This is a genomic window from Enhydrobacter aerosaccus (genome assembly GCF_900167455.1).
Classification (GTDB): domain Bacteria; phylum Pseudomonadota; class Alphaproteobacteria; order Reyranellales; family Reyranellaceae; genus Reyranella; species Reyranella aerosaccus.
The window spans coordinates 349280-365735 of record NZ_FUWJ01000001.1; the positions used below are offsets into that span (position 1 = coordinate 349280).

The window sequence follows — 16456 nt, forward strand, 5'->3', positions numbered from 1 at the left end:
TAAGCGTAGAGTAGCGTAGAGTAGAAGGGCCGGCTTTGCCGGCCCTTTTTCGTTGGCGGCCAGGTCGTCCTGCTTCGACGCGATCAGCTCTTCTTCAGCAGCAGGGTGCGCCACCATGCGCCGCCGGTTTCGAGATCGATGCGGCGCTCGAAGGTGAAGCCGCGGCTGGCATAGACCGAGAGGATTTCCGGCGCCTGCTCGACCAGAAGACCACTCAGCAGGACACGACCGCCGGGACGTAGCGCCGGGCCAAACGACTCCGACAGCTCCGCCAGCGGGCCGGCGAGGATGTTGGCGACCACGAGATCGTAGGGCCGGCCGGCCGCCAGCTCGGGCGCGTCGAGGCCGCTCGACGTGAAGAAGCGGCAGAGCGAGGCAACGCCGTTCAGGGCCGCATTCTCGCGCGCCACCTCGACAGCTTCCGGATCGTTGTCGCCGCCCAGCACCGGACGTCGCCACAGCTTGGCCATGGCGATGGCCAGAATGCCACTGCCACAGCCGACATCGACGGCCTTCACCGTCTCCGTCGGATCGAGCATTGCCAGCATTTCCAGGCAGCCGCGCGTCGTGGCGTGCGTCCCGGTCCCGAAGGCGAGGCCGGCATCGATCTGCAGCGGCAACAGCCCGGCCGGCATTCCGTCGGCGATATGCGATGGATGTACCCAGAAGGGACCGACGACGAAGGGCTGAAACGAGCGCTGGTTCTCGGCGACCCAGTCTCGCTCGGGCAACGTTTCCCATCCCCAGATCGGAACCTCGACGGCCAGCGCGGCAGCACCGTGGGCGATCGCCTCGGCAACGGCAGGATCCGCCGTTTCGCCGAAGATCTCGATGCGCCAGGGTCCGTCGCGGGAGATTTCGGCGCTGGTGACCACGAACCCCCTCTCGGTCAGCCTCTCTTCGAGTGCCGTTTCCCAAGCAGGTCGTGATGCCGACGGCACCACGAAGGAAGCCTTACAGACTGTCATGCTGCATCGACGAAGCTGTCGAGAACCTTCTTCGGGCCGGCCTTCTCGAAATCGATGTCGAGCTTGTTGCCATCGACGGCAAGGATGCGGCCGTAGCCGAACTTCTGATGGAAAACCCGTTGGCCTACGGTGAGGTCTGGCTTGTCGCCCTCGACGGCCCGACGGTCATCGAAGGTCTCGTCGCGCCAGCGTGTGCGGGAGCGATTGCCGCCAAAAGCAGAGCGGCCGGTGACGCCGAGGTTCTCGTAGTCGAAGCCGCTGGCCTGTTCGCGCAATCCGGCATGGTGGCCGGCGGAATAGGTGGCGTAGAGTCCGGCGTCACTGCTCTCGGCAAGATGGCCCGTCGGCAACTCGCGCAGGAAGCGTGACGGGATGGCGGCCTGCCACTGGTTGAAGACACGCCGATTGGCGGCGAAGGAGACGTAGGCGCGTTTCCGGGCTCGCGTCAGGCCGACATAGGCTAGGCGCCGCTCTTCCTCGAGCCCAGCAAGACCTTTGTCGTCGAGGGCGCGCTGGTTGGGAAACAGTCCTTCTTCCCAGCCCGGCAGGAAGACCGTGTCGAATTCCAGCCCCTTCGCCGCATGCAGCGTCATCACGCTTACCATGTCGCCGCCGGCCTTTTCGGCATTGTCGGTCAGGAGCGCCACGTGTTCGAGGAAAGCCGGCAGGGTGTCGAATTCCTGGAGCGCGTTGGTCAGTTCCTTCAGGTTCTCGAGCCGTCCCTCCGCTTCTGGCGAGCGATCGGCACGCAGCATGTCCGTATAGCCGGATTCGTCGAGCATGGTCTCCACCACCTCGACATGGTTGATGCCGTCCAGCATGTCGCGCCAGCGCTCGAAACTCTTGATCAGATCGCCCAGCAGCTTGCGGGGACGCGGCTTGAGTTCGTCGGTCTCGAGGGCGCGGCGCGCGGCTTCGAACAGCGAGACTCGCTGCGCACGCTGGATCAGGCGCAGCGTCCTCAGCGCCGATTCACCGAGGCCGCGGCGGGGCGTGTTGTAGATGCGTTCGAAGGCGAGATCGTCGTCGGGCTGCACCGTAACGCGGCAATAGGCCAGCGCATCGCGGATTTCCTGGCGCTCATAGAAGCGCGGCCCGCCGATCACCCGATAGGGCAGCCCCAGCGTGATGAACCGTTCCTCGAATTCACGAGTCTGGAAGCCGGCGCGGACCAGGATCGCGATTTGGCTCAGCGGATGCTTGTCGCGCTGCAGCGCCTCGATCTCCTCGCCGATGGTCCGGGCTTCCTCGTCGCCGTCCCAGACGCCGCGCACGGAAATGCGCTCGCCTTCCTTGACATCGGTCCACAACGTCTTGCCCAGCCGACCTTCGTTGTGGGCAATGAGATGCGACGCGGCCGCCAGGATGTGCGGCGTCGAACGGTAGTTGCGCTCCAGGCGTACGATCTCGGCGCCGGGAAAATCCTTCTCGAAGCGCAGGATGTTGCCGACCTCGGCGCCGCGCCAGCCGTAGATCGACTGGTCGTCGTCGCCGACACAGCAGACGTCGCGCGTTCCCTGGGCCAGCAGGCGCAGCCATAGATACTGTGCGACGTTGGTGTCCTGATATTCATCGACCAGGATGTGGCGGAAACGGCGGTGATATTGTTCCAGGACATCGGGATGCTGTTGCCACAGGGTGACGCAGAGCATCACCAGATCGCCGAAATCGACGGCATTCACTTCCGCCAGCCGGGTCTGGTACTGGCGGTAGATCTCTGCCGCCTTGCCGTTGGCGAATTCGCCCGCATCCTCGCCGGTGACCTTGTTCGGCGTGAGCGCGCGATCCTTCCAGCGCTGGATGATGCCGCTCAGCACCCGCGCCGGCCATTTCTTGTCGTCGATACCCTCGGCCTGCAGCAACTGCTTGAGGAGACGCGTCTGGTCGTCGGTGTCGAGGATGGTGAAATTGCTCTTCAGTCCCACAAGCTCGGCGTGGCGGCGCAGAATCCGCACGCCCACGGAATGGAAGGTCCCGAGCCACATGCCGTCGGCGGCGCCGCCGATCAGCTGGGCGACCCGGTCGAGCATTTCCCGCGCGGCCTTGTTGGTGAAGGTGACGGCCAGCACCTGCGATGGCCGGGTCCGGCCGGTGATCAAAAGATGGGCGATGCGCGTCGTCAGGACGCGTGTCTTGCCGGTGCCTGCTCCCGCCAGCACCAGCAGCGGGCCGTCTTCGTGAATGACGGCCTTCCGCTGCTCGTCGTTCAATCCTTCCAGATGCGCCATCGACGCGACAGGGCGTCGTTCCGGCGTATTCGGGGCCGGAACGGGGTCATCGGTGATTTCGAACGGGTCGGCGGGGGGCGCCATCAGCGTCATATAGCAATCGCCGGCCTAGACGCCTATCTTTCCAATGGACGCGGAGGTGGAAATGGCCCGAGGGTTGAACGGATCCGCGAATGGCTCGAGTCACTGGTTTGGCGGCCAGGGTGGTGTCGAGGCGCGGCGGCCGGGGAGCGACAGCAACCTGCCCGACGAGCTTCTGGATGCGCTCCCGGCCGTGGTCGGCCTGCATTCCACCATTCCCGAAGATCGACGCACGGCTCAGTCCCTCGGCTCGGAGCGGGAAGGGCATGGCGTCGTCATCGACAATGACGGCCTCGTCCTGACCATCGGCTATCTGATCATGGAAGCCGATACCGTCACCATTAAGGACAATGACGGCCACGAGACACCGGCGCGGGTGGTCGGCTACGACTACGAAAGCGGCTTCGGCCTGGTGCGGACCGAGACGCCGCTGCCGGTCCGCCCGTTGGTGTTCGGAGACTCCGACAGCCTGCTCCTGCGCAGCGAGGCCTACGTCGTGGGCGTCGGAGGCGAGAAGGCGACCCTCAAGGTGAAGGTGGCAGGTCGGCGCGAATTCGCCGGCTACTGGGAGTATCTGCTGGATAATGCCATCTTCACCGTACCCGCCTATCCGCTGTGGGGTGGCTCGGCCCTGGTCGGGCTGGATGGCACGCTGCTCGGCATCGGGTCGCTGCTGGTGCAGGAAGCGCTCGGCCCCGGATCGCCGGCCTTCCCCGGTAATATGTATGTACCGATCAACCGCCTGAAGCCGATCTTCGGTGAGCTGGTTGCCAAGGGCAGGATTTCGACGCCGCCGCGGCCTTGGCTCGGCATCTACACGGTCGAACATATGGGGCAGCTCGTCGTCGGCGGCATCTCCGACGGCGGTCCCGCCGATCGCGCCGGCCTTAAGCGCGGCGACGTCCTGCAGGCGCTGGATGGCGAACCGTTGAACGACGTGGCCGACTTCTACCGCAGGCTCTGGTCGAGCGGTCCGGCCGGTACTGCCGTGACGCTGCGGATGGAACGCGATAGCGATGCCTTCGAGGTGACGGTGCGGACCGGCGACCGCGCCAGTTACCACAAGTACGGCAACGACTGACGCGCGCGTCGGCGACAGCTCCCTGTGCATGGATGCACGCCTTGCTTTGACTTGGCGGCGGCTGCCCGCCTAGTTTCCGCGGGCAGCGCAAGAGCGTAGGGAGACAAGCCGATGGCCAAGGCCTTCGCCTCGCAGGCGGATCTGACGGAAAAGCGTGTCACGTTCAGCCGCCTGTCCGAACATGCCTATGCTTTCACCGCCAATGGCGATCCAAACACCGGCGTTGTGGTCGGCGACAATGCGGTCATGGTGATCGATGCCCAGGCCACCCCCAAGGCGGCGCAGGCCGTCATCGAAAAGGTTCGCAGCGTCACCGACAAGCCGATCAAGTACCTGGTGCTGTCGAACTATCACGCCATTCGCGCGATGGGCGCCTCCGCCTACGAGGCGGAGCACATCATTTGCAGCGAGGCGACGCGGGAGATGATCGTCGAGCGCGGCGCCCAGGACTACAAGTCCGAGCTGCAGCGCTTCCCACGCCTGTTCCAGGCGGCCGACACCATTCCGGGCCTGACCTGGCCGACCATTACCTTCAGGGACCGCATGACGATCTGGCTCGGCAAGCTGCAGGTCGAGATTGCCCAGCCGGGCCGTGGTCATACCAAGGGCGACACGGTCGTATGGCTGGCCGAGGAGCGGACGTTGTTCAGTGGCGATCTGGTCGAGGCCGAGGCTGCGCCCTATGCCGGTGACGCGCATTTCCGGGATTGGCCCTCGGCGTTGCAGGCGCTCCGCGCCTTGCACCCCGAAGCCTTGCTGCCGGGACGTGGCGATCCTCTGCTCGGCGCCGAGGAGATCGAAGAGGCGATCTCCGGTACGCAAACGTTCGTGGAAGAGCTCTATCGGATCGTTTCCGAATCCGCTGTGGCCGACGAGCCGCTGAAGCAGGCCTACGACAAGGCCGTCGCCGCCTTGCAACCCCGCTATGGCAAGTGGGCGGTCTTCGACCATTGCCTGCCGTTCAACGTGTCGCGTGCCTACGACGAGGCCAAGGGTCTCGATCATCCGCGAATCTGGACGACGGAGCGCGATCTCGAGACGTGGTCGGTACTGGAGCCTCAACAATGATCGGCGGCAAGGACCTGCTGGCCGGGCGGCTGGCGCTGGTGACCGGAGCGGGGCGCGGCAACGGTGCCGCCATCGCGCGCGGATTGGGCGCGGCCGGCGCGGAGGTGATCGTCACCGATATCGATCGCGATGCCGCCCGGGCCATTGCCGATTCCATCGTCAAGGAGGGCGGCAAGGCACGTGGCTTCATGCTGGACGTCACCGACGAGGAAGGGTGTCGCAAGCTGGCGCAGGACGTCTCCCTCCTGGTCGGACCGATTCGCATCCTGGTCAACAATGCCGGCATCTTCCTGCGCGGCAATCTCGTCGGGGCGGATGGGCGGGAGCGCTGGGACAAGACGATGGCCGTGAACGTGCAAGGCACCTTCAATGTCACGATGGCCTTCGTCGATCAGCTCAAGCATACGCGTGGCGCGATCGTGAACATCGCCTCGATCAATTCCTTCACCGCTCCGGCCGGCAGTGGCGCCTATCCGGTCTCGAAGGGCGCGGTTGCGCAGTTCACACGCGCTCTTGCCTCCGAGCTGGCACCGGATGGCGTGCGGGTGAATGCCCTGGCTCCCGGCATCATCGCTACGGCGATGAGCGAGCCGACCCGCGCCGATCCCAAGCGGCTGGAGGCTTTCCTCGCCCATGTGCCGATGAAGCGCGTCGGCGAACCGGAGGAACTCGTCGGGCCGGTCGTGTTCCTGTGCTCCGACGCCGCGAGCTACATCACGGGAGCGATCCTTCCCGTCGACGGAGGATATCTTGGCGTCTGACATCGCCGTTCGCGGCGCCACGGTCGACGATGTCGATTTGCTGCACCGCTTCTCGATCGATCTCGCGACCTACGAGGACGAGCCGGATGCCGTCACCTCGACACCGCAGACGCTGGCGCGCGACGGGTTCGGCGCCGACCCGAAGTTCGCCGCCTTGATCGCCGAGCGCGCGGACAAGCCGGTCGGCTTCGCGCTCTACACCTTCAACTATTCTGTCTGGACTGCCGCGCGCGGCATCTTCATCGAGGATATCTGGGTCGTTCCCGAGGAACGCCGCAACGGCGTGGCGCGCGCCCTGATGGTTGCCCTGGCCAAGGAGTGCATGGCCAAGGACTATCGTCGCATCGATCTCAATGTGCTCGACTGGAATCCAGCCCGCGGCTTCTACGAGAAGATCGGCTTCAAATGGATCCGGAACTGGCTGCCCTACCGGCTCAGTGGCGAGGCCTTGCAGAAGCTGGCGACGGGGTCGTAGAAGGAACGGCCTGCTTCCCGCGCCGTGAGCGCGGCTATCTTTTTCCGAGCCCCATGATGCGGCCAGCCTTTGCCGGCCGGGGCAGGGTCTTGTGCTCCAGCCAGATCGCCTCGAGGCGTTCCGCCGCCTGCATCGGCCATGGCGCCGAGCGGCGCGAGGCATAGTCGATATTCATGACGATGACCTCGTTTGTGGCCGCGAGATAATCCTGCTCGGCATGATGCATCTCGTGGAAGAGATGGATCTTCTTGGCGTCGCGATCGAGGAGTTGGGTGGTGAAGCGCATCGGCGCACCGCCCTTCATCTCGCGATCGTAGGTGACGTGCGTCTCCAGAACGAAGGTCATGCCGAGCTTGTTGTCGACGTAGTTCCGACCCAGCCCCATGTTGCGCATGAAGGCGCCCGAGGCCTGATCGAACGCCCGCACATAGAAGGCGACGTTCATATGGCCGTTCCAGTCGACCCATTCGGGCAGCACGGTCGAGCGATGGATATCGAACGGGGCGCGGGTGACGAGTTCCGGCATTTCGTACGGCAAAGTGACCAGCATGGACTCTACGATTTCCTCTTGATGCCGATGATGCGGCCTGCTTGCGGCGGACGCGGAAGGGATGCGTGGGCTGTTGCCATCTTCTCGATACGCTCCCTCGCCCAGATCGGCCAAGGCGCCGATCGGCGGCTCTCATAGTCGATATTCATCAGCATCAGTTCGTTGGTGGCCGCGAGATAGCCTTCGGTCGCATGATACATGGCGTGGATGTAATGCAGCCGCTTGGCGTCGTGATCCAGGATCTGCGTCGTGATGCGCAGCGGATCGCCTTCCTTCACTTCGCGATCGTAGGTGACATGCGCTTCCAGCACGAAGGTCATGCCGATCTTGTCGCGCGTGTATTCCCAGCCGACGCCGAACTGGTTGCAGAGCGTGTCGGTCGCCTTGTCGAAGGCCACGACGTAGAAGCCGACATTCATGTGGCCGTTCCAGTCGATCCATTCTGGCAGCACTTTCGCGCGGTGGATGTCGAGCGGCGCCCCGAGGTCGGGTTCGATCATGGGGTAGGGAGGTAATTTCATGCGGGCGGACCGTAGCGAAGCCGCCCGGCCCGCCGCAAGTTCCGTGAAACAGCTATTCTCGAGGAACGATATGGCCAAGAAGCCGAAAGCAGTGATCCTGGGTGTTGGCGCGGAACGCGGCATCGGAGGAGCGGCGAGCCGACGATTCGCCCGGGAAGGCCATCATGTGCTGGTGGCCGGCCGCACGACCGCGAAGATCGACAAGGTTGTCGAGACCATCCGGCGTGAAGGCGGATCGGCCACGGCCGTGACAGTGGATGGCACCCGGGAAGACGAGATCATCAAACTGTTCGACCGGGCGATGGCCGACGATGCCGACGGCTCTCCTGCCGACCTGTTCGTATTCAACATGGGCAACAATGCCGCCGTCGATATCCGGGAGATGACGGCGCAGCATTTCGAGGACTCCTGGCGCGTCGGCTGCTTCGCCGGCTTTCTCTTCGGGCGCGAGGCCGTGCGCAGGCTGGCGCCGCTGGGCCGGGGGACGGTCATCTTTACCGGAGCGTCCGGATCGCTGCGCGGCCGTCCGCGCTTCGCGGCCTTCAATGCCACCAAGGGAGGCCTGCGCCTGTTCGTGCAGTCGCTGGCCCGGGAATTCGGACCCCAGGGCCTGCACATTGCGCATGTCATCATCGACGGCGGTATCGAGGGCGACCGCCTTTTGTCACGCATGCCCGATCGGGCGGAGAAGGCGGGTCCGGATGGGCTGCTGAACGTCGAGGCGATCGTCGACAATTACTGGCATCTTCACCGCCAGCACCGAAGCGCCTGGAGTCACGAGATCGATCTGCGGCCGTACAAGGAGCCGTTCTAGGACCTGATCGGCGAGGGCCTGCCGATGGTCAGGGAATCGCCAGCAGTTCCGCGGCTACGAGGTCCGGCGCCGAAATGATGCAGTTGTGACCGGCTTCGATCGGACGGAAGCGCAGGCCCGGCATGGCTTCCGCCTTTTCGTGATTACCGACCGATACGGGATAACGCGGCTTGGTGCAGGCGATGTAGGTCATCGGCCGGCCATTGCCCGGCGGATTGTATAAGCGGATCGGCTTGGTGTAGCAGGCCAGCGGATGCGGCGTGAGCTGGCGGTGCGTCCAGGTTGCCAGCTCAGGATCGTCGATGATCAAGCTGCCCACCGGTGCAAAGGGCAGCACCTCGGTGCCGTTCACCACCTTCACCAGTTTCTTCCGCTTGGCCACGATCTCTGGCGGGATCCGGCCGAAAATCGACTGCCCGTCCTGGGGAATGCCGCCATCAACGATGACCAGATGGGCGATTCGTTCGGGCATGCGGTCGGTCACCAGACCGGCGATCAGGCTGCCGAAGCTGTGCCCGACCAGGACGATATCGCGCAGGTCTTCTTTCTCCAGAACGGCAAGCGTGTCGGCGAGGAAGACATCGTTGTCGAGCGCGGGCGACAATTCCGCTGCGCGTTCGCCGACGCCGGGAAAGGGAAGGGCGCGCGCCTCGTGTCCCGCGGCACGCAGCCGTTCGATCACGAATTGCCACGACCACGCGCCCATCCAGGCGCCGGGAAGACAGACATAGGTGCGCATCGCCGCGCGTCTTAGCACAGGACAGGCCGCGTGCTAGCGTTCGCGCAACAGGAGGCTCTCATGTCTGCAAGCAATCGTCGTGTCCTGCTCAAATCCCGGCCGCAAGGCGAACCGACGCCGGCCAACTTCGATATTGTCGAAGCCCCGATTCCAGAACCGGGCGAGGGCGAGTATCTGGCGCGGACGGTGTGGCTGTCGCTCGATCCCTACATGCGCGGTCGGATGGCGGAGGCCAAGGGTTATGCCGCCAACGTCAACCTGGGCGATCCGATGGTGGGCGGGACGGTGAGCCAGGTCATCAAGTCCAGGCACCCCGGCTTCAAGGACGGCGATTTCGTTGCTGATTATGCCGGCTGGCAGAGCTACAGCGTTTCCAACGGCGCCGGTGCGATCAAGCTCGATCCGCAGGCCGCGCCTCTCTCGGCGGCGCTGTCGGTGCTCGGCATGCCCGGCATGACCGCATGGTGGGGCCTGATGCAGATCGGCAAGCCCAAGGCGGGTGAGACCGTCGTGGTCTCGGCGGCGTCGGGCGCGGTTGGCTCCGTGGTCGGTCAGCTTGCCAAGCTGCACGGTTGCCGCGCCGTCGGCATCGCCGGTGGCAAGGAGAAATGCGACTACGTGGTCAAGGAATTGGGCTTTGACGCCTGTGTCGATTACCGCGCTGCAGGCGGCAATCTGTTCAAGGAGATCCGGGCGGCGGCGCCCAAAGGCATCGATGTCTATTTCGAAAATGTCGGCGGTGCGGTGCAGGCGGCGGTGGTTCCGCAGCTCAACGACTTTGCCCGCGTGCCGCTTTGCGGCCTGATCTCGCAGTACAATGAGATGCAGATGTCACCCGGCCCCGATTGGCGCCTGCTGCTGATCAAGCGGGCGACCGTGACGGGCTTCATCGTGTCCGACCATTTCGCTGATATGGCGGGCTTCTGGAAGGAAGTGCCTCCCGCGGTCAAGGCCGGCAGGATCAAGTACCGCGAGGATATCGTGAATGGGATCGAGAATGCGCCGGAGGCGTTTATCGGCCTGCTGAAGGGCCGCAACTTCGGCAAGCTTCTGGTCCAGGTGTCCGATGATCCGACGCGGCGCTGACCTTCAGTCCGACGGCGGGCGGTCCGATGAGCGGCCCAGCGGCAAATGCCAGCCGCGATAGATCGCCATCATCCGCAGGAACAGGCACACCGCAGTGCCTGTCAGCAGGGTGACGGTCTCGGGCAGGCCGAGACTGTGCCCTGCCGCCACCAGCGCCGCACCCGCGAGCGCGGCGAGAGCATAGATTTCCGACCGCAGCACAACCGGGATCTGCGCCGAAAGCACATCTCGGACGATGCCGCCGCCGATGCCCGTCAGCATGCCGAGCATTGCAGCCATGATCGGCGAGATGCCGTAGCTCAAGGCCTTTTCGGTTCCCGTTGCAGCGAAGATGCCAAGGCCGGCCGCATCGAAGACCTGAACGGGAAAGCGCAGGCGATCGATCGCTGACGGGAAGAAGAAGGCGAACAGCCCGGCAATCACCGACAGTGCCAGCGCGTGCCAGTTCGCAATCGACGCCGGTGGAACGGCGCCGATGAGCACGTCGCGGATCATCCCGCCCGCCACCGCCGTGACGAAGGCGAGAACCAGGACGCCGAACAGATCCATGCGGCGTCTTTCGCCCACCACGGCGCCGCTGAGCGCGAAGACGAGTGTTCCGACCAGGTCGAGCGTCTCGATGGCGACAGTGCTGGTCATGGCTTGCCGATGTCCGCCGTGTTCGGCCCGGCCCCCAGTCGGGGCCATGGCCAGTGCGCCTCGACGCGCAGGTCGTGCGCGCACGAGGACGCGGGGCGCGGACCAGTCTGAAGCGCTCAGCTCGCCTTGCGCAGCGACAGGCCCATGCTGATCCAGCCCGTGCCGATGAAGACGAGATCGACGCCGAGGAAGATGCCCAGCACGTAGAAGCTCGAGGCCGGCCAATGAGAGACGATCATCAGGCCGAGCAGGAAGCTGATGATGCCGGAGAACACCACCCAGCCCCACGGCGTACCCTGGCGCATCTGCGTCGCGAGAAAGACACGCAGGATGCCGCCAACGATAAGCGCGATACCGAGCATCAGGGTGAGCAGGGTCGCCGCGATGAACGGGTTCTGCAGGCAGATGATGCCGGCGGCGACGTACAGGGCCCCGAGCAGCAGCCACAGGAAGAACTGACCCCAGCTGCGCACGCTGAAGGCGGCGATGATCTCCACGATACCGGTCAGCAGCATCATGACACCGACGATCACGACGGCGGACTCCGTGGCCATCACCACGCTGCCCAGTGCGATCAATCCGGCAATGAGGGCGATGACGCCGAACGCGACGATCCATCCCCAGTTGGCGCGCAGAGCCCGTAAGCCTTGCCCCAATCCCTGCGACCCCAATCCATTTGTCGTTGCCATGTTCTCCTCCTCAGTGCGGAACTGGCGCGCCAACTCTACGCCCCCAGCGATGACACAGTTCCTTCCAGTATGTGACAATGGCGCCATGAACGATACGCCTCGGAAAGAACCCTCGCCACCCCGTCCCGCGACCACGGTGCTGTTGCTGCGTCCATCGAAGCCTGGCGACGCCGAGTCGCCGCTCGAGGTATTCATGGTCGTTCGGCACCACCAGATCGATTCCTTCTCGGGCGCCCTGGTGTTCCCCGGTGGCAAACTCGAAGAGGCGGACGGCGACCCGCGGTTGCGAGTGCGTTGCGGTGGCGCGGACAGGCTCGGCGACGAGGAATTGAAGTTCCGGGTTGCCGGCGTGCGCGAGGCCTTCGAGGAATGCGGCATCCTGCTGGCCCGCAAGCCCGGTCAGCGGGCGCTGGTCGGCGCGGCCGATCTCAAGGGGATCGAGGAGCGCTGGCGCAACAAGCTGGCCAAGGACGAAGCCAGTATCGTCGATCTGGTCGAGGCCGAGGATCTCGAACTCGCCACCGATCTGATGACGCCCTTCGCGCACTGGATCACGCCGACGTTCGTTCCGAAGCGCTTCGACACCTGGTTCTTCCTGGCCGAGGCGCCGGAGGACCAGGTCGCGCTGCATGACGGGTCCGAGTCGGTCGACTCTGTCTGGATTGGCGCGCGGGAGGCGATCGACGAGGCCAAGGCCGGCAAGCGCACGCTCGTGCATGCGACCCAGAAGAATCTCGAACTCCTGGCGGAAGGCGGGACGGTGGTCGGCGCCCTGTCGCAGGCGACCGAGCGCAAGATCGTCACCGTGCAGCCCTGGGTCGAGGTACGCGACGGTAAGCGGTATCTTCATATCCCGGAAGGCGCCGGTTATCGGAACCTGGTGCGGGAAATGCCGCCCCAAGGCGGTGTTCCGCAGACCGGAAGATAATTTCGCGAACTGCTTCCTGGCGTTGAAATCCGGCTCGCCCGTCGCGGGCCGAAGCGCTAAGAGCCAATGAACAAGCGTTTATGTGCCGGCCCGCTCGTGCCGGCCCAGTTGGAGGAAAGACGAACATGGTCGGAATCGTGGCCTATGGAGCCTATGTCCCGCGGCTGCGCCTCAGCCGTCAGGCGGTGTACGAGGCCAACAAGTGGTTCGCCGGCGGCCTGCGCGGCCTCGCCAAGGGCGAGCGCTCGATGGCCAACTGGGACGAGGATTCGATCACGATGGCCGTCGAGGCGGCACGCGACTGTCTCACGAGCCACAAGGCCGAGGATGTGCGCAGCCTCTACTTCGCCTCGACCACGCATCCCTTCAAGGACCGCCAGAATGCCGGCGTGATCGGCACGGCGCTGTCGATCGAGCAGAACCTTCTCGCCTCCGATGTCGGCGGCTCGCAGAAGGCTGGCACCTCGGCCCTGATCGCGGGGTTGAACGCCTCCAAGAACGGCGGCCCGGCGCTGGTCGCTGCCGCCGACAAGCGCCTGGCCAAGGTCGCGTCGTCGCAGGAGATGAACTACGGCGATGGCGCCGCGGCGCTCCTGTGCGGCACCGAGAACGTGATCGCCAAGCTGGTCGGCCATCACTCGGTGTCGATGGATTTCGTCGATCACTTCCGTGGTGACGAGACCGACTTCGACTATGGCTGGGAGGAGCGCTGGATCCGCGACGAGGGTTACTCGAAGATCGTGCCGCCGGCCATCAAGGCGGCGCTCGCGGCGTGCAAGCTCAAGGGCGCCGACATCACCCACTTCATCATGCCGAGCCTGATGCCGGCGGTGCCGAAGCAGATGGCGAAGATCTGCAGCATCGGCGACGGCGCGGTGCGCGACCTGCTGGGCGCCAATCTCGGCGATACCGGTGCGGCGCATGCGCTGGTGATGCTGGTCGATGCGCTGGAAACCGCGAAGACCGGCGACAAGATCATGGTCGTCGCCTTCGGCCAGGGCGTCGACATCCTCGTGTTCGAGGTCACGGAAGAGAATGCCAAGCTGCCCAAGCGCAAGGGCGTGTCGGGCTGGCTGGCGCGGCGGAAGGAAGAGAAGAACTACATGAAGTTCCTCGCCTTCAACGAGATGCTGCCGATCGAGAAGGGCATGCGCGCCGAGTTCGACAAGAAGACCGCGCTGTCCGTCCTGTGGCGCAAGCGCGACATGATCTACGGGCTGGTCGGCGGCAAGTGCAAGGTGTGCGGCACCGTGCAGTTCCCGCGCACCCAGATCTGCGTCAATCCGAACTGCCATGCCGTCGACAGCCAGGAACCCTATGCCATGGCGGGCCTCGAGGCGTCGGTGATGTCCTTCACCGCCGACTCGCTCACCTACACGCCCGATCCGCCGGCCTATTACGGCATGATCACCTTCCCCGAGGGCGGCCGCTTCATGGCCGACTTCACGGACAGTGACAAGGAACAGGTCAAGGTCGGCACCAAGATGCGCATGACCTTCCGGATCCGCGACAACGATACGATGCGCGGCGGCTTCAAGCGTTATTTCTGGAAGGCGGCGCCGGTCTGATCGCCTTCCGTCGGTAAAGTCCAGAGTTCAACCCCAACACCAAGGAGTCCTGCAATGGCTCGCGGTATCAAAGACAAGGTCGCCATTCTCGGCATGGGTTGCTCCAAGTTCGGCGAGCGCTGGGATTGCGGCGCCGAGGAGCTGATGGTCGAAGCCTACAAGGAGTGCCTTGCCGACGCCGGCGTCGACGCCAAGCAGCTCAACGCTGCCTGGTTCTCGACCGCGATCGACGAGGTCCATGTCGGCAAGTCGGGCATCCCGCTGTCGATGACCCTGCGCCTGCCCAACATCCCGGTGACCCACGTCGAGAACATGTGCGCCTCGGGCACCGAGGCCTTCCGCGGCGCCTGCTACGCCGTCGCCTCCGGCGCCGCTGACTTCGCCCTGGCGCTCGGCGTCGAGAAGCTGAAGGACACCGGCTATGGCGGTCTGCCGGGTGGACGCGGCGGCCCGCTGCAGGCGCTGTGGAACGCCAACGGCACGGCGCCGGGCAACTTCGCCCAGCTCGCCACGGCCTACCAGACCGCCCACAATGTCAGCGCCGACGACCTCAAGCGGGCGATCGGCCACGTCTCGTGGAAGAGCCACCAGAACGGCGCCAAGAATCCCAAGGCGCATCTGCAGAAGGCCGTCGAGATGGACACCATCCTGAACGCGCCGATGATCGCCTCGCCGCTCGGCCTGTTCGATTGCTGCGGCGTGTCGGACGGCGCGGCGGCCGCGATCGTCACCACGCCGGAGATCGCCAAGTCGCTCGGCAAGCACAACATCGTCAGCGTCAAGGCGCTGCAGCTCTCCGTTTCCAACGGTTCGGAGTCGGGCCACAACTCGTGGGACGGCAGCTACTTCCACACCACCCGCATTGCCTCGAAGAAGGCCTATGAAGAGGCCGGCATCAAGGATCCGCGGCAGGAAGTCTCGATGTTCGAGGTGCACGATTGCTTCTCGGTCACCGAGCTCGTGACCATGGAAGACCTGCATATCTCCAAGCCCGGCCAGGGCTGGAAGGACGTGCTCGACGGCTTCTACGACGCCGACGGCAAGATCCCGTGCCAGATCGACGGCGGCCTCAAGTGCTTCGGCCATCCGATCGGCGCCTCGGGCCTGCGCATGCTCTACGAGATGTACCTGCAGTTCCAGGGCCGGGCCGGCGCGCGCCAGCTCAAGGATCCGAAGATCGGCATGACGCACAATCTCGGCGGCGCCCCGCGCGAGAACGTCGCCAGCGTCGCCATCGTCGGCCGCTTCGAGTAACCCCGAACGATGAAGCCCTCTCTCTGACTCGCGTGCGGTCGGGGAGGGGGCTTTTCTTTTGCCTGAGACGAGGAGGAAGCGACCGATGCAGCTCGACAAGAAGCTTATCGGGCATACGTTCAAGCCCTTCACCACGACGGTCGAGGCCGGCAAGATCCGGCTGTTCTGCAAGGCCATCGGCGAGGACAATCCGATCTATGTCAGCGAGGAGGCGGCGAAGAAGGCCGGCTATCGCGCCATTCCGGCGCCGCCCACCTTCCTGACCGCCATCACCAACGACGATCCCGACAAGGGCGGCCTGCTGCGCCTGCTCAACGTCGATATCGGCCTGATCCTGCACGGCGAGCAGCACTACGAGTACCTGGCCCCGGTCCATGTCGGCGATCGCATCACCTGCCAGCAGAAGGTGGTCGACATCTACGACAAGAAGGGCGGCGCCCTGTGGTTCGTGGTGTCGGAGACCGAGCTCAAGGACCAGAGCGGCAAGCCCGTGGCCAAGGCCAAGGGCATCACTGTCGTGCGCAATCCCGACGCGGCCAAGAAGTGAGGGAGGAAGAGATGAGCACCGCTCCCAAGTTCGATGACATCAAGGTTGGCGACGCTCTGCCGCCGCTGAAGCTGCCTCCGATCAGCCGTCACCAGCTCGCGCTCTACTGCGGCGGATCGGGTGACCACAACCCGATCCATGTCGACATCGACTTCGCCAAGAAGTTCGGTTTCAAGGACGTGTTCGCGCACGGCATGCTGTCGATGGCCTTCCTCGGCCGCCTCGTCACCTCGTGGGTGCCGCAGACGCATCTGCGCCGGCTTGGCACGCGCTTCACCTCGATCACCTGGGTCGGCGACGTGATCACCGTCACCGGCAAGGTCACCGGCAAGCGCGAGGAGGGCGGGCAGAAGCTCGTCGACCTCGAGGTCAAGTGCACCAACCAGAACGGCCAGGACACGCTTCAGGGCGAAGCGACGGTGGCGCTGAACTGAGGCAAAGCCTCACACCTCACCCTGA

General features: G+C 64.8%; 18 protein-coding genes. 11 read left to right on the top strand and 7 right to left on the bottom strand.

Going from position 1 to position 16456, the window contains the following annotated elements:
* Positions 1 to 83 precede the first annotated feature (83 nt).
* Together B5D62_RS01570 and B5D62_RS01575 are read right to left on the bottom strand one after the other, a co-directional pair.
* Positions 84 to 968, bottom strand: coding sequence for a 50S ribosomal protein L11 methyltransferase (locus tag B5D62_RS01570; protein WP_085932069.1), 885 nt, complete (start codon positions 966 to 968; stop codon positions 84 to 86).
* Positions 965 to 3289 carry an ATP-dependent helicase gene (locus B5D62_RS01575; RefSeq protein WP_231714693.1) on the bottom strand — a complete coding sequence of 775 codons (2325 nt, stop codon included), beginning with the start codon at positions 3287 to 3289 and terminating at the stop codon, positions 965 to 967. Before B5D62_RS01575 ends, B5D62_RS01570 begins: the two co-directional genes overlap by 4 nt.
* A gap of 52 nt (positions 3290 to 3341) precedes the next feature.
* On the opposite strand from B5D62_RS01575, the gene B5D62_RS01580 reads away from it, so the two are divergent.
* From B5D62_RS01580 to B5D62_RS01595, 4 genes are all read left to right on the top strand, one after another.
* Positions 3342 to 4358 (top strand): S1C family serine protease, encoded by a 1017-nt coding sequence (locus tag B5D62_RS01580; RefSeq protein ID WP_085932070.1) that lies wholly within the window; start codon positions 3342 to 3344, stop codon positions 4356 to 4358.
* A 111-nt stretch (positions 4359 to 4469) separates the two neighbouring features.
* On the top strand, positions 4470 to 5426 hold the full coding sequence (locus B5D62_RS01585) for an MBL fold metallo-hydrolase (protein ID WP_085932071.1): 957 nt from the start codon (positions 4470 to 4472) through the stop codon (positions 5424 to 5426).
* Positions 5423 to 6187, top strand: a complete 765-nt coding sequence (locus tag B5D62_RS01590) for an SDR family NAD(P)-dependent oxidoreductase (protein WP_085932072.1) — start codon at positions 5423 to 5425, stop codon at positions 6185 to 6187. The genes B5D62_RS01585 and B5D62_RS01590 overlap by 4 nt, the downstream gene beginning before the upstream one ends.
* Positions 6177 to 6662, top strand: coding sequence for a GNAT family N-acetyltransferase (locus B5D62_RS01595; protein WP_231714694.1), 486 nt, complete (start codon positions 6177 to 6179; stop codon positions 6660 to 6662). The genes B5D62_RS01590 and B5D62_RS01595 overlap by 11 nt, the downstream gene beginning before the upstream one ends.
* A gap of 34 nt (positions 6663 to 6696) precedes the next feature.
* On the opposite strand, the gene B5D62_RS01600 is transcribed toward B5D62_RS01595, so the two are convergent.
* A complete protein-coding gene (locus tag B5D62_RS01600) occupies positions 6697 to 7212 on the bottom strand; it encodes a thioesterase family protein (RefSeq protein ID WP_085932073.1) in 516 nt (171 codons plus the stop codon).
* A 5-nt stretch (positions 7213 to 7217) separates the two neighbouring features.
* Positions 7218 to 7733 (bottom strand): thioesterase family protein, encoded by a 516-nt coding sequence (locus B5D62_RS01605; protein WP_231714695.1) that lies wholly within the window; start codon positions 7731 to 7733, stop codon positions 7218 to 7220.
* A gap of 70 nt (positions 7734 to 7803) precedes the next feature.
* Here B5D62_RS01605 and B5D62_RS01610 point away from each other — a divergent pair, with 70 nt between their 5' ends.
* The gene (locus tag B5D62_RS01610) at positions 7804 to 8547 is read left to right on the top strand and encodes an SDR family NAD(P)-dependent oxidoreductase (RefSeq protein ID WP_085932075.1); all 744 of its coding nucleotides are present in this window, start codon (positions 7804 to 7806) and stop codon (positions 8545 to 8547) included.
* Between the two features lie 28 nt (positions 8548 to 8575).
* Here B5D62_RS01610 and B5D62_RS01615 read toward each other — a convergent pair whose 3' ends face one another.
* Positions 8576 to 9286, bottom strand: coding sequence for an alpha/beta fold hydrolase (locus B5D62_RS01615; RefSeq protein ID WP_085932076.1), 711 nt, complete (start codon positions 9284 to 9286; stop codon positions 8576 to 8578).
* A gap of 60 nt (positions 9287 to 9346) precedes the next feature.
* Between B5D62_RS01615 and B5D62_RS01620 the strand changes: the two genes are divergently transcribed.
* On the top strand, positions 9347 to 10372 hold the full coding sequence (locus tag B5D62_RS01620) for an NADP-dependent oxidoreductase (RefSeq protein WP_085932077.1): 1026 nt from the start codon (positions 9347 to 9349) through the stop codon (positions 10370 to 10372).
* Positions 10373 to 10375: 3 nt separating this feature from the next.
* On the opposite strand, the gene B5D62_RS01625 is transcribed toward B5D62_RS01620, so the two are convergent.
* Together B5D62_RS01625 and B5D62_RS01630 are read right to left on the bottom strand one after the other, a co-directional pair.
* Positions 10376 to 11011: a trimeric intracellular cation channel family protein gene (locus B5D62_RS01625; RefSeq protein WP_085932078.1), complete on the bottom strand. Its 636-nt coding sequence runs from the start codon at positions 11009 to 11011 to the stop codon at positions 10376 to 10378.
* Positions 11012 to 11127: 116 nt separating this feature from the next.
* On the bottom strand, positions 11128 to 11700 hold the full coding sequence (locus B5D62_RS01630) for an HdeD family acid-resistance protein (protein ID WP_085932079.1): 573 nt from the start codon (positions 11698 to 11700) through the stop codon (positions 11128 to 11130).
* Positions 11701 to 11785: 85 nt separating this feature from the next.
* Here B5D62_RS01630 and B5D62_RS01635 point away from each other — a divergent pair, with 85 nt between their 5' ends.
* From B5D62_RS01635 to B5D62_RS01655, 5 genes are all read left to right on the top strand, one after another.
* On the top strand, positions 11786 to 12628 hold the full coding sequence (locus B5D62_RS01635) for an NUDIX hydrolase (RefSeq protein WP_085932080.1): 843 nt from the start codon (positions 11786 to 11788) through the stop codon (positions 12626 to 12628).
* A 125-nt stretch (positions 12629 to 12753) separates the two neighbouring features.
* Complete coding sequence (locus B5D62_RS01640; RefSeq protein ID WP_085932081.1) at positions 12754 to 14196, top strand: hydroxymethylglutaryl-CoA synthase family protein; 1443 nt, start codon at positions 12754 to 12756, stop codon at positions 14194 to 14196.
* A gap of 54 nt (positions 14197 to 14250) precedes the next feature.
* Positions 14251 to 15450: an acetyl-CoA acetyltransferase gene (locus B5D62_RS01645; protein ID WP_085932082.1), complete on the top strand. Its 1200-nt coding sequence runs from the start codon at positions 14251 to 14253 to the stop codon at positions 15448 to 15450.
* Positions 15451 to 15535: 85 nt separating this feature from the next.
* Positions 15536 to 15997 (top strand): MaoC family dehydratase N-terminal domain-containing protein, encoded by a 462-nt coding sequence (locus tag B5D62_RS01650; protein WP_085932083.1) that lies wholly within the window; start codon positions 15536 to 15538, stop codon positions 15995 to 15997.
* An 11-nt stretch (positions 15998 to 16008) separates the two neighbouring features.
* Positions 16009 to 16431, top strand: a complete 423-nt coding sequence (locus B5D62_RS01655; protein ID WP_085932084.1) for a MaoC family dehydratase — start codon at positions 16009 to 16011, stop codon at positions 16429 to 16431.
* Positions 16432 to 16456 lie beyond the last annotated feature (25 nt).

Bases quoted from the DNA above. Each gene is read 5' to 3' on its own strand.
- B5D62_RS01570 (WP_085932069.1), bottom strand. From the start codon at position 968: ATGACAGTCTGTAAGGCTTCCTTCGTGGTGCCGTCGGCATCACGACCT.
- B5D62_RS01575 (WP_231714693.1), bottom strand. From the start codon at position 3,289: ATGACGCTGATGGCGCCCCCCGCCGACCCGTTCGAAATCACCGATGAC.
- B5D62_RS01580 (WP_085932070.1), top strand. From the start codon at position 3,342: ATGGCCCGAGGGTTGAACGGATCCGCGAATGGCTCGAGTCACTGGTTT.
- B5D62_RS01585 (WP_085932071.1), top strand. From the start codon at position 4,470: ATGGCCAAGGCCTTCGCCTCGCAGGCGGATCTGACGGAAAAGCGTGTC.
- B5D62_RS01590 (WP_085932072.1), top strand. From the start codon at position 5,423: ATGATCGGCGGCAAGGACCTGCTGGCCGGGCGGCTGGCGCTGGTGACC.
- B5D62_RS01600 (WP_085932073.1), bottom strand. From the start codon at position 7,212: ATGCTGGTCACTTTGCCGTACGAAATGCCGGAACTCGTCACCCGCGCC.
- B5D62_RS01605 (WP_231714695.1), bottom strand. From the start codon at position 7,733: ATGAAATTACCTCCCTACCCCATGATCGAACCCGACCTCGGGGCGCCG.
- B5D62_RS01610 (WP_085932075.1), top strand. From the start codon at position 7,804: ATGGCCAAGAAGCCGAAAGCAGTGATCCTGGGTGTTGGCGCGGAACGC.
- B5D62_RS01615 (WP_085932076.1), bottom strand. From the start codon at position 9,286: ATGCGCACCTATGTCTGTCTTCCCGGCGCCTGGATGGGCGCGTGGTCG.
- B5D62_RS01620 (WP_085932077.1), top strand. From the start codon at position 9,347: ATGTCTGCAAGCAATCGTCGTGTCCTGCTCAAATCCCGGCCGCAAGGC.
- B5D62_RS01625 (WP_085932078.1), bottom strand. From the start codon at position 11,011: ATGACCAGCACTGTCGCCATCGAGACGCTCGACCTGGTCGGAACACTC.
- B5D62_RS01630 (WP_085932079.1), bottom strand. From the start codon at position 11,700: ATGGCAACGACAAATGGATTGGGGTCGCAGGGATTGGGGCAAGGCTTA.
- B5D62_RS01635 (WP_085932080.1), top strand. From the start codon at position 11,786: ATGAACGATACGCCTCGGAAAGAACCCTCGCCACCCCGTCCCGCGACC.
- B5D62_RS01640 (WP_085932081.1), top strand. From the start codon at position 12,754: ATGGTCGGAATCGTGGCCTATGGAGCCTATGTCCCGCGGCTGCGCCTC.
- B5D62_RS01645 (WP_085932082.1), top strand. From the start codon at position 14,251: ATGGCTCGCGGTATCAAAGACAAGGTCGCCATTCTCGGCATGGGTTGC.
- B5D62_RS01650 (WP_085932083.1), top strand. From the start codon at position 15,536: ATGCAGCTCGACAAGAAGCTTATCGGGCATACGTTCAAGCCCTTCACC.
- B5D62_RS01655 (WP_085932084.1), top strand. From the start codon at position 16,009: ATGAGCACCGCTCCCAAGTTCGATGACATCAAGGTTGGCGACGCTCTG.